This is a genomic window from Amycolatopsis orientalis DSM 40040 = KCTC 9412 (assembly GCF_000478275.1).
GTDB classification, from domain to species: Bacteria; Actinomycetota; Actinomycetes; order Mycobacteriales; family Pseudonocardiaceae; genus Amycolatopsis; species Amycolatopsis orientalis.
Genome location: NZ_ASJB01000089.1, coordinates 66415 through 77903 on the forward strand (window position 1 = coordinate 66415; position 11489 = coordinate 77903).

An 11489-nucleotide genomic window follows, 5' to 3' on the forward strand; every position below is an offset into this window, starting at 1 on the left:
GGTAATGACGGTTCTAACCGTCATTACCACTCACGAGGCCGAGGGGTGTTAAGGACGCGCGGGCCTCTTCGCGGGCTCGCAGCACCCGACAGCGCAAGGAGCGCCGTTCACCGTGCATCCGGCCGCCGGGAACGGTGACAGCTTCCGCGCGGGCAATCCTTCCGTGTGCTCACGGACCAGCTCGACGACGAGCTCCGCGAAGCGCGGGTCGGTGTCCGGAGTGGCGGCCCGTGCGAACCCCATGCCGTGTTCGGCGGCGCGCTCGGCGGCCTCATTGTCGAGGTCCCAGATGACCTCGAGGTGGTCTGAGACGAAGCCCACCGGGCAGACGACCACCGACGTGACGCCGTCCGCGTGCAGTGCGTCGATGTGGTCGACGATGTCCGGCTCCAGCCACGGCACCTGCGGCGGCCCGGAACGCGACTGCCAGACGACGTCGTAGGTCTCGATCCCCGCTTCGGCCGCGACGAGGCGGGCGGCCTCGGCGATCTGACGCGAGTAGCGGTGGCCGCCTTCCGAGGGCGGACCGGAGGCGGCGTCGGCGGATTCGGGCACGGAGTGGGCGCAGAAGACCGTCCTCGTGCCGGGCGCGTTCCCGAGTTCGGCGTGCGCGGCGCGGACCGCGTCGGCGACGGCGCCGACGAACAGCGGGTGGTCGAAGAACTGCCGCAGCTTGACCAGTTCCGGCGCGCCGACGCCGACCGCGGCGCGGGCACGCTCGATGTCCTCGTCGTACTGACGACAGGCGGAGTAACCGCCGTACGCGCTCGTGGGGAAGACCAGGACGCGCCGCGCGCCCGCCTCGGTGATCTCCGCCAGCGTGTCCTCGACCATCGGCCGCCAGTTGCGGTTGCCGAAGTGGACGGGCAGGTCGATCCCCGCCTTCGCGAGCTGCTTCTCCACCGCGGAGATCGCGTCCCGGTTCAGGCGGTTGATCGGCGAGACCCCGCCGAAGTGCTGGTAATGCTCGGCGACCTCGAGCAGCCGTTCCCGCGGGACCCCCCGCCCCCGCGTGACGTTCTCCAGGAACGGCATCACCTCGTCGGGTCCCTCGGGACCACCGAACGAAAGCCAAAGCAGCGCGTCGTAACCCACCCTGTCATCTTGCCGTTGTGGCGCCCCGCACGCTGACCCGGCCCGTTTTGAACCGGTCGATCCAAAACCTGGTACGGTCGTTTCCATGGCCAGGCCGAAGGAATTCGACGAGCGCGCCGCGATCGGGCGCGCCATGGACGCGTTCTGGGCGCGCGGCTACGAGGGCACGTCGACCCAGGCCCTCTGCGAAGCCACCGGCCTGGGCCGCAGCAGCATCTACAACACCTTCACCAGCAAGCACGAACTGTTCATGCGCGCGCTCGACCACTACGCCGAACGCGGCATCGTCTCCAGGACGGCGTTGCTGGAGGAGGCCGGGGCGGGCATCGAGCGTTTCCGCGCCCTGTTCTCGTTCACCATCGACGAGGAGGTCGCGACCCACGGCCGCGGCTGCCTCGTGGTCAACACGGTGGCCGAGTTCGGCGACCGCGACGCCGAGATCAAGGCACGGATCGACGCCGACACCGCGCGTCATCTCACCCTGCTCGCGGCCTGCGCCAGGGAAGGGCAGCTCGACGGGACGATCGACGACGCCCGCGAACCCGCCGACATCGCCGAATTCGCGCACAGCACCGTCGCCGGACTCCGGCTGATGTCCCGGCGGGGCGCGAACCGGGCGGCGATGGAGGCCGTCGCGAGCATCGCGGTGGACGCGATAGCCGCCAAGTAAGCCGGAATCCGCCCGTGGGCGACGCTGCCCACATTTTGGACTGATCAATACAAAACTGGAGGAAGATCCCGTGCCTTTGGCAGTGTGCGTGCTCGGACTGAGCGTGTTCGCGCTCGGTACGTCCGAGTTCATGATCACCGGCCTGCTGCCGGGGATGGCGGCCGACCTCGGCGTCGGCATCCCGGAAGCGGGCCTGCTCATCTCCGCCTTCGCGATCGGCATGGTCGTCGGCGCTCCCCTGCTGGCGATAGCCACCCTGCGCGTGCCGAGGCGAGCCACCCTGATGGGACTGCTGGTCATCTTCGGGCTCTCCCACGTCGTCGGCGCGCTCGGGACGGGATACGCGCTGCTGTTCGCGACACGCGTCGTCAGCGCCGTCGCCTGTGCCGGGTTCTGGGCCGTCGCGGCGGCCACCGCGGTCGCGCTGGTCCCGGTGGAACGCCGTGGCCGCGCGCTGGCCATCCTGGTCGGCGGGCTCACCGTCGCGAACATCGCCGGTGTCCCGGCGGGCACCTTCCTCGGCCAGCACGCGGGCTGGCGGGCCGCGTTCTGGGCCGTCACCGCGCTGACCGTCATCGCGCTCATCGGGGTCTTCGCCCTGGTCCCGGAAACGCAGAAGGGTGAGGAGAAGCCCGACGTCGCGGCCGAACTGCGGCTCTACCGCGGCGGCCGGTTCTGGCTGGCGCTCGGCGTGATCGCTCTCGCGCAGGCGATGATCTTCGCGACCTTCAGCTACCTGGCGCCGCTGCTGACCGAGATCAGCGGACTCCCGGAGAGCTGGGTGCCGGGCGTGCTGTCCCTGTTCGGGCTCGGCGCGCTGCTCGGGATCACCGTCGGCGGGCGGCTGGCCGACGCGAGGCCGTTCGCCACCCTGTACGGCGGCCTGGCCCTCGCGTTGCTCGCGCTGGTCCTGCTCGCCGTCTCCGGTCCGGAAACCCCGCTCGCGATCTTCGCCGTGTTCCTGTTCGGCGTCGCCGGATTCGGCGTCAACCCCGCACTGAACGTCCGCGCGTTCGCGGTGGCGGGCACCGCACCGACCCTCGTCGGCGCCAGTACGACGGCCGCGTTCAACGTCGGCAACACCGTCGGCCCCTGGCTAGGCGGCGAGTCGATCGACGCCGGTCTCGGCTATCCGAGCGTCGCGTGGGTGAGCGCCGGACTCGGCGTCGCCACGATCCTCGCCCTCACCCTCGCCGCCGGTGTCCAGCGCACCGACGACCGCCGCCCGCTCCGCGAAACCGTTACCCTTTAAGGAGAAACATGTCCGAACGCACCGAAGCCACCCTCACCGAGTTCTTCCGCCGAATGTCCACAGGGGACACTGACGGCGCCTCGGAACTCTTCGCCGAAGACGTCGCGTGGGACATCCCCGGCGCGACGGACCTCGTGCCCTGGATCGGCCCGCGCCGGAACCCGGCGGAGATCCGCGAGTTCTACGACCTGCTCGACAAGGGCCTCATCAAGGACCGGTTCGACGTCGAACGCGTCCTCGTCGACGGGCCGCACGCGGTCGCGATCGGCCGTCTGCGCTCGACCATCCGCAGTACCGGCAAGGTGATCGAGACGGCCTTCACCATCCAGTTCGAGGTGAACGACGACGGCCTGATCACCAAGTACCTGCTGCTCGAGGACTCCTGGCACGTGGCACAGGCCCTGCTCCCGTGAAAGGGACGGCGGCGGCCGCTCCTATTGTCCACAAGGGACACAAGTGAGGGCTTCGCGGCGACGTTCTGGTCTCGGTGACGGGAGTCAGCCGCGACAGGGTCGCGAGCGCCACACTTGAGACGCTGATCGTCCCTGGCGAGGCGCATGAGACATCTCATCGCGGCAGCGTCCGAACCTCACCCCAAACCCTGGTCAGCCGTAGGCCTTCACGGACTTCCAGCACGCTCACCCTGATGGGGGCTGTGTCTTTCGAGGCTGCGGTCAAGGGAGAACATGAAGGCCCCCTTCCCTACGTTGAAAGTCAGGGTCCCGGCAAAGTCGCAGAGTTGCTGGTCAGCGCCGCTCTTGATGGTCCGGATGCGACATCACTGGTGCCTGCAAGGTTCGGGCGTGGAGGATTTGGGACGGTGAACGTCCCAAATCCTCCACACTCGGGGCGCGCCGGGTTCCGGGCATGTCCTTGATCCTGTGTCGATCAAGCTGTGCGACCGGGTGCGAACCCCGCGTTGATGAAGGGCTCAGAAGCCGGTGGCGTGCAGACCGCCGTCGACCATGATCATCGAGCCGGTGGTGGCGGGCAGCCAGTCCGAGAGCACGGCGCAGACGGACTTCGCCGTCGGGTCCGGGTCGGAGCTGTCCCAGCCGAGCGGGGCCCGGTCGCCCCAGCCGTTCTCCAGGTCGGCGAAGCCCGGGATCGACTTCGCGGCCATCGTCTTCATCGGGCCGGCGCTGACCAGGTTGACCCGGATGCCCTGCGGGCCCAGGTCGCGGGCCAGGTACCGGTTGACCGACTCCAGCGCCGCCTTCGCCACGCCCATCCAGTTGTAGGCGGGCCACGCGACGCGCGCGTCGAAGTCCATGCCGACGATCGACGCACCGCGCGAGAGCAGCGGCAGCGTCGCCACGGCGAGGGACTTGAAGGAGTACGCCGAGACGTCGACGGCCACCTTCACGTCCTCGCTGGGGGCGTCCAGGAACGGCGCGCCGAGACAGGACTGCGGGGCGAACCCGATCGAGTGCAGCACGCCGTCGAGACCGTCGACGTGCTCACGGACGCGGTCGGCGAGCGAGTCGAGGTGCTCCTGGTTGGTGACGTCCAGCTCCAGCACCGGCGCCTCCTCGGGGAGACGCTTGGCGATGCGCTCGACGAGCGACAGCCTGCCGAAGCCGGTGAGCACGACCTTCGCGCCCTCCTGCTGCGCGATCTTGGCCGCGTGGAACGCGAGCGAGGCGTCGGTGATGACGCCGGTGATCAGCAGGCGCTTGCCTTCGAGCAGTCCTGGCACGGGACCTCCAGTCCGGAGTGGGTGATCAGTACGGGAAAACGGGGGACGTCAGTGGCCCATGCCGAGGCCGCCGTCGACCGGCAGCACCGCGCCGTTGACGTATCCGGCCTCTTCGGAGGCGAGGTACCGGACGGCGGCGGCGATCTCCGACGGCTCGGCGTACCGGCCGGAGGGAACCTGGGCGAGGATCTGCTTCTTGCGGTCCTCGCCGAGTTCGTCGGTCATGTCCGTGGCGACGAAACCCGGCGCGATGACGTTCGAGGTGATGTTGCGCGAGCCCAGCTCCCGGGCGAGCGACCGGGCGAGGCCGACGAGACCGGCCTTGCTCGCCGCGTAGTTGACCTGGCCGGCGGAACCGGTGAGGCCGACGACGGACGAGATGAAGATGAAGCGGCCCCACTTGCCGCGCAGCATGCCGCGGGAGGCGCGCTTGGCGACCCGGTAGGCGCCGGTGAGGTTGGCGTCCACGACGCGGGTGAACTGGTCCTCGCTCATGCGCATGAGCAGGGTGTCATCGGTCATCCCGGCGTTCGCGACGAGGACCTCCACCGGGCCCTGGTGCTCTTCGACGAGCGTGAAGGCGGCGTCGATCTGCTCGGCGTCGGTGACGTCGGCCTGCACCCCGAAGAGGCCTTCGGGCGCGCCGGAACCGCGGTGCGTGATCGCCACCTTGTGTCCCTGCGCCGCGAGGTCCTTCGCGATCGCCAAACCGATGCCGCGGTTGCCGCCGGTGACCAGTACCGACCGTCCCACAGAGCTCTCCTCGCCTCGTCCATGTCCCGCTGACGCACTGAGGTTATCGGCTCACCCGGGACCGGCCGGAGCCGCGCCACCCCTACCTCCGGGTAACCGCGACCGTCCTAAGCGGATGTTAGGAACCGGGCCGAAACCTTGCCCGGTCGTCACGGATTGTTCACCGTGAGCCGGAACACAGGAGGTCAAAGATGACAACCCGGATCGGCGAATCGTCGCCGCCCGTAAGCGAGAGGCGAGTCGTCGGCAACGTGCTGCGCGGCTCGATCGGCAACCTGGTCGAGTGGTACGACTGGTACGCCTACGCCGCCTTCACCACGTACTTCGCCAAGTCCTTCTTCCCCACCAAGGACACGACGGCGGCCTTCCTCGGCACGGCGGCGGTGTTCGCCGTCGGCTTCCTCATGCGGCCGCTCGGCGGCTGGATGCTCGGCCGGTTCGCCGACCGGTTCGGGCGACGAAGCGCACTCGTGCTTTCCGTCACGTTGATGGCGGCCGGGTCGCTGATGATCGCGCTGACCCCGACCTACGCCACCATCGGGATCGCCGCGCCGATCCTGCTGCTGGTGGCCCGGCTCATCCAGGGGCTGTCGGTCGGCGGCGAGTACTCGACCTCCGCGACCTATCTGTCCGAAGTGGCCACTCCCGGCAAACGCGGGTTCTACTCCAGCTTCCAGTACGTGACGCTGTACGGCGGCCAGTTGCTGGCGCTCGGCCTCCAGCTGCTGCTGCAGGCCATCCTCACCGAGCAGCAGCTGACCTCGTGGGGCTGGCGGATCGCCTTCGTCGTCGGCGCGCTCGCCGCGGTCGTGGTGATGGTCCTGCGCCGTGGGATGGACGAGTCGGCCAGCTTCGAGGAGACCAAGGCGACCGGTACCGGCAAGGAGGCGGGCGACAAGGGCACCCTGCGCGCGCTGATCAAGTACCCCAAGGAGATCGCGCTCGTCGTCGGCCTCACCCTCGGCGGCACGGTGTCGTTCTACACCTTCGCCACCTACAGCCAGAAGTTCATGGAGAACACCGCGGGCATCCCGCGCCGGACGGTCACGCTGATCCTGTTCTGCGCGATCCTCGTCGCAGCGATCCTGCAGCCGTTCGCGGGCAAGCTCTCCGACCGCATCGGCCGCCGACCGCTGCTGATGTTCTTCGGGATCGCGGGCACGCTGCTGACCGTCCCGATCATGACGCTGATGGGCGGGACCAAGGAGCCGGTACTCGCGTTCCTGCTGATGCTGGCCGGACTCGTCATCGTCACCGGGTACACCTCGATCAACGCGATCGTGAAGGCCGAGCTGTTCCCGACGAAGATCCGCGCGATCGGCGTCGGCCTCCCCTACGCGCTCACCGTGGCGATCTTCGGCGGCACCGCCGAACTCATCGCGCAGGCGCTGAAGGGCGCGGGCCACGAATCGGTGTTCTTCTTCTACGTCGCGGGCTGTGTCCTGGTGTCGCTGATCGTGTACGGCACAATGCGGGAAACCTCGAAGACCTCGGAGCTGGAGAAGAAGCCGCGGCCCGAGTCCGAGCTGGTGTCCGGCCGCGAAGGCTAGGCGGGAGGGTGTGGCCGTGCGGGTGCTGCTCGTCGAAGACGACGCCGGCGTCGCCGACGCGCTCGCGGAATCGCTGCAGGCGCGCGGCCACACCGTCTCCCACGTGATCCGGGGCAGCGACGCGCTGCACCGCCATCGTGAGGCCGACGTGATCCTGCTGGACCTCAATCTCCCCGACATGCACGGGCTCGACGTGCTGAGGAAGGTCCGGCAGGTCTCCCCCGTGCCGGTGCTCGTGCTCACCGCGAGCGGGGACGAGCGTTCCGTGGTGCGCGGGCTGCGGCTCGGCGCCGACGACTACCTGGCCAAACCGATCCGCCTCGCCGAGCTGCTGGCCAGGATCGACGCGGTCGTCCGGCGCGCCGCCGTCTCGGCGGCGCCCCAGGACGGCGTGGTCCGCGTCGAGGACGTCGAGATCGACCTCGGCGCGCGGCGTGTGCTCGTCGACGGCACCGACATCGGGCTCACCACCAAGGAGTTCGCCGTCCTGGCCGTGCTCGCCGCCCGGCCGGGGACCGCGGTGAGCCGCCAGCAGCTGATGGACGAGGTCTGGGGCGACGCGTACCTCGCCGTCTCCCGGTCGCTGGACGTGCATTTGACGCAGCTCCGCGCGAAGCTCGACAGGCCGGGACTGCTGACGACGATCCGGGGTTTCGGCTACCGCCTCGGCCGGGACTGACCGGTGCGCGCCCGGCTGCTGGTCGTCCTCGTCACGCTCGCGCTGACCGTGGTCGCCGCGTTCGCGGTCCCGCTGTTCGGCTCGACCGCGGCGCAGCGGACCCAGCAGCTGGTCATCGCCCGCAACGCCGACGTCGACCGGTTCGTCGTCCTCGCCCAGCAGGCCGTCGACGCCGGTGACCCGGCCGCACTGGCGGCCGACGCCGCGCGGTATTCGTCGTTATACGGCGAGGCCGTCGTGGTGGTCGACGCCCGAGGGGTGCCGCTGGTGGAGACCGGCGGGATGACGGCCGCGGAACCGGTGGTGCGCTCGCTCGTCGAATCGGCCCTTCGCAATCAGCCCGCGAAAGGCCCCGAACAGCTGAGCCCGTGGTCCGCCGACCCGGTCTACTTCGCCCGTCCCGTCGGCACCGGGACGCGAGTGGCGGGCGTGGTCGTGCTGCGGGCGTCCGTGGCGACGGCGGCGGCCGACGTCGCCACCCGCTGGGCCGCGATCGTCGCGGGCGCGGTGCTGGTCGCGGCGCTGTTCGTGCTGCTCGCGGTGCTGCTCGCGCGGTGGATGGTGCGGCCGCTGCACGAACTGGAGAACGGGGTGCAGGCGGTGACCGAGGGGCATCGCGCGCAGGTCCCCGACCGGGCGGGGCCGAGGGAACTGCGTTCGCTCGCGACCTCGTTCAACCGGATGTCCGACGCCGTCGTCGAGGCGTCCGAACAGCAGCGCCGTCTCGTCGCGGACGCCTCGCATCAGTTACGGAATCCCATGGCCGCCTTGCGGTTGCGAGTCGACTCGCTGGCCTCGCGGGTCGACGAGGACGGGCAGCGGACCTACCGCGCGACCGTCGCCGAGGTCGAACGCCTGGAGTCCCTGCTCGACGGCCTGCTCGCGCTGGCGCTCGCGGAAAGCGCGGCGACCCGGCTGGCCGCGGGCGAAGCGGGCGACGAACCCTGCGACCTTCCTTCCGTGCTCGCGGAACGGGTCGACGCGTGGCGCCCGTCGGCCGACGCCGCCGGGGTCGACCTCGCGGCCGCGGAGGGCCACCACGCGCCGGTGACCGTGCGGTGCCCGGAGGGTGATCTCGCGCAGGTCCTGGACGTCCTGCTGGACAACGCGGTGCACTACGCCGGCCAGGGCGCCACCATCACCACCGGCTACGAGACCGGGGACACGACCGCCACGGTCATCGTCTCCGACAACGGACCCGGACTGTCCACAGAGGACCGCGAACGCGCGACCGAGCGGTTCTGGCGCGCGGGCGGCGACGGGGCGCCGCGCGGGACGGGCCTCGGACTCGCGATCGCGAACCAGCATGTGCTCGCCCGGGGCGGGAAACTCGAGCTGCGGCAGGCGGAACCGCACGGGCTCGAAGTCCGCGTCGAACTCCCCCTCGCGGCCGGGGGTGCGGCATGACCGTCACCAGGCGCACCGCGCTCCTCGCCGGGCTCGCCACCCTCGCGGGCTGTTCGACGGCGGGCTACCAGGGCCCCGAACGGAACGTCGTCATCGCCGCGGGCGAGAGCGGTGGTTTCTACCTCGCCTTCGCGGAACTCCTGGCCCAGCAGCTGAACCGGGCCGAGCCACGGCTGCGCGCGGTGGCCGTCGCGACCGAGGCCAGTGTCGAGAACCTGCGACGGCTGCGGGACGGGCGGGCCGATCTCGGACTCGTCCTCGGCGACGTCGCCGAATCCGCCTTCACCGGCGCCGATCCGTTCTCCGTCCCCATCGCGTTCTCGGCCATCGGCCGGGTCTACGAGAACTACCACCAGCTCGTGGTCCGCGCGGACGGCAAGGTGCGGTCGCTCGCCGATCTGGCCGGGCGGCCGGTGGCGATGGGCGCGAGCGGGTCCGGCGTCGCCGTGTTCAGCACCCGGCTGTTCGCCCGCGCCCAGGTCCCGGTGAACGCGAAGAACCTCCTGCTCGGGGAGGCGATCAACGCGCTGGTGGCACACGAGGTCGACGCGCTGCTCTGGTCGGGCGGCATCCCCACGCCCGCGCTGACCGAGCTGAACCGGACCACCGCGATCACCCTGCTTCCGCTGGACGCGCACCTTCCGGCGCTGCGCGCGGGCTACGGACCGGTGTACGACCAGGTCCACGTCCCGGCCCAGGCCTACCGGGGTGTCGGCGAACTGCGCACCATCGGCGTCGCGAACCTGTTGCTGGCGGCGCCTTCCCTGCCCGACGACGTCGCCGCCGCCGTGGCGCGCGCGCTGGTCGGCCACGCCGCCGACCTCGTCCCGGCACCCGCCGTCGGAACCCAGTTCCTCGACGTCCGGACCCTGATCGGTACCGGCAAGGTGCCGCTGCATCCGGGTGCCGCGTCGGCCTACCGTGCCCTGCACGGGTGATCACCGCTCCACCTTCAGAGTGATGCGCGTCGTCCCGGGGCGCTGCCAGGGTCGGAACCAGGCGGCCGCCCGGCCGCCCCGTTCCGGAAGGATTCCAGCAGTGTCATCGAGACACACGCACGTGGCGCGGGGTTCCGCGCTCATCGCGGGCCTCGCGCTCGCGGGCGGGCTCGCCACGGCGGCCCCCGCCACCGCGGCCGATCAGGTCGAGCTCACCGCACCGGCCCTCACCGGCCACTTCGACGTCGGCACCACCGACCTCCATCTCGTCGACGGCGATCGCGCCGATCCGTGGAAACCGGAGCGGCGCCGGGAACTCATGGTCACCGTCACCTATCCGGCGGACCCGTTCGCCGACGGGCCGCGGGCTCCGTGGCTCACGCGCGGGATGAGCACCGTCATCGACCAGGTACTGGCGGGCGAGGACTACCTCGGTCTCCCGGCGGGCACCATCGACTGGCAATCGACGAAGCGGCGCGCCGAGATCGGCGTCCCGGTGGCACTCGGCGCACCGAAGCCGGTGGCGCTCTTCTCCCCCGGTTTCGGTGCCCCGCGCGAGACCTACTCGACGATCGTCGACGATCTCGCGAGCCGCGGGTACGTGGTCGTCTCGCTCTCGCACACCTACGAGAGCATGGCCGTCGAGTTCCCCGGCGGGCGGCTGGAACCGGCGCTGCCCCCGGGTGAAGGCCCCGAGTTCATGAAGAAGGCGCTCGACGCCCGGGTCGGCGACACCCGGTTCGTCCTCGACCAGCTCGCGAAGCTCGCCAAGGGTCAGAACCCGGACGCGGGGAAACGCGCCCTCCCCTGGGGCCTCGGCCGGTCGCTCGACCTGTCCCGGGTCGGCGCCTACGGGCATTCCTACGGCGGGTTCACCGCGGGCGAGACCATGGTGCACGACCGCCGGATCGACGCGGGGATCAACCTCGACGGCGCGATGGCGACCGCGTTCGGCTATCCGGCGGGAACCGCCTACGTCCCGGGCGAGGTCACGAAACGCGGCCTGGACCGGCCGTTCCTGCTGATGGGCGCCGAAGGCACCGACGAGAACGGGAAACCGCAGGATCACACGCACCGGCATCCCGAATTCGACCGCAGCTGGGCGGATTTCTGGGCCCAGCAGCGGGGCTGGAAACGGGATCTGCTCCTGCGCGGCGGCAGCACGCACATGGTCTACAGCGACCTGCAGACGATCGTGCCGCAGCTCGGCGCGCGCGTGACCCCGGAGAAGCGCGCGGCGGCCATCGGCACCGTCGACCCGCGGCGGTCCATCGCCGCGCAACGGGACTACATCGGCGCGTTCTTCGACCTGCACCTGCGCGGCCGGGACCAGCACCTGTTCGACGGTGAGTCGCCACGGCATCCGGATATCGACTTCATCGACTAGGCCGTGTCCTGTAAGTCTGTTCGATGGGCTTCGTGATCCAGGTGGTTCCTGGCGGTGCG

The 11489-nt window shown here is 70.4% G+C and carries 11 protein-coding genes; 8 read left to right on the forward strand and 3 right to left on the reverse strand.

Translation table 11 applies throughout. The features are described 5' to 3' along the window. Window positions 1-48 precede the first annotated feature (48 nt). A complete protein-coding gene (locus tag L324_RS36365) occupies window positions 49-1095 on the reverse strand; it encodes a ferrochelatase (protein ID WP_037319747.1) in 1047 nt (348 codons plus the stop codon). Window positions 1096-1180: 85 nt separating this feature from the next. Here L324_RS36365 and L324_RS36370 point away from each other — a divergent pair, with 85 nt between their 5' ends. From L324_RS36370 to L324_RS36380, 3 genes are all read left to right on the forward strand, one after another. Further along, window positions 1181-1765: a TetR/AcrR family transcriptional regulator gene (locus tag L324_RS36370; RefSeq protein ID WP_037319750.1), complete on the forward strand. Its 585-nt coding sequence runs from the start codon at window positions 1181-1183 to the stop codon at window positions 1763-1765. A 70-nt stretch (window positions 1766-1835) separates the two neighbouring features. After that, entirely contained in the window at window positions 1836-3017 is a 1182-nt protein-coding gene (locus L324_RS36375; protein WP_037319753.1) for a Cmx/CmrA family chloramphenicol efflux MFS transporter, read from the forward strand. A gap of 8 nt (window positions 3018-3025) precedes the next feature. Beyond that, the gene (locus tag L324_RS36380) at window positions 3026-3430 is read left to right on the forward strand and encodes a nuclear transport factor 2 family protein (protein WP_037319755.1); all 405 of its coding nucleotides are present in this window, start codon (window positions 3026-3028) and stop codon (window positions 3428-3430) included. 518 nt (window positions 3431-3948) lie between these two features. On the opposite strand, the gene fabI is transcribed toward L324_RS36380, so the two are convergent. Further along, on the reverse strand, window positions 3949-4716 hold the full coding sequence (gene fabI, locus L324_RS36385; protein WP_037319757.1) for an enoyl-ACP reductase FabI: 768 nt from the start codon (window positions 4714-4716) through the stop codon (window positions 3949-3951). A gap of 48 nt (window positions 4717-4764) precedes the next feature. After that, window positions 4765-5469, reverse strand: coding sequence for a beta-ketoacyl-ACP reductase (fabG, locus tag L324_RS36390; protein WP_037319759.1), 705 nt, complete (start codon window positions 5467-5469; stop codon window positions 4765-4767). 191 nt (window positions 5470-5660) lie between these two features. Between fabG and L324_RS36395 the strand changes: the two genes are divergently transcribed. The 5 genes from L324_RS36395 to L324_RS36415 all read left to right on the forward strand — a co-directional run bounded on the left by L324_RS36395 (window position 5661) and on the right by L324_RS36415 (window position 11430). Then, complete coding sequence (locus L324_RS36395) at window positions 5661-7019, forward strand: MFS transporter (protein WP_037319761.1); 1359 nt, start codon at window positions 5661-5663, stop codon at window positions 7017-7019. Window positions 7020-7035: 16 nt separating this feature from the next. Continuing rightward, on the forward strand, window positions 7036-7698 hold the full coding sequence (locus tag L324_RS36400) for a response regulator transcription factor (RefSeq protein WP_037319782.1): 663 nt from the start codon (window positions 7036-7038) through the stop codon (window positions 7696-7698). Between the two features lie 3 nt (window positions 7699-7701). Beyond that, complete coding sequence (locus L324_RS36405) at window positions 7702-9105, forward strand: sensor histidine kinase (protein WP_037319763.1); 1404 nt, start codon at window positions 7702-7704, stop codon at window positions 9103-9105. Continuing rightward, a complete protein-coding gene (locus L324_RS36410; protein WP_037319765.1) occupies window positions 9102-10043 on the forward strand; it encodes a TAXI family TRAP transporter solute-binding subunit in 942 nt (313 codons plus the stop codon). Before L324_RS36405 ends, L324_RS36410 begins: the two co-directional genes overlap by 4 nt. 100 nt (window positions 10044-10143) lie before the next feature. Beyond that, on the forward strand, window positions 10144-11430 hold the full coding sequence (locus L324_RS36415) for an alpha/beta hydrolase family protein (protein ID WP_235783748.1): 1287 nt from the start codon (window positions 10144-10146) through the stop codon (window positions 11428-11430). The last annotated feature ends 59 nt before the right edge of the window (window positions 11431-11489 follow it).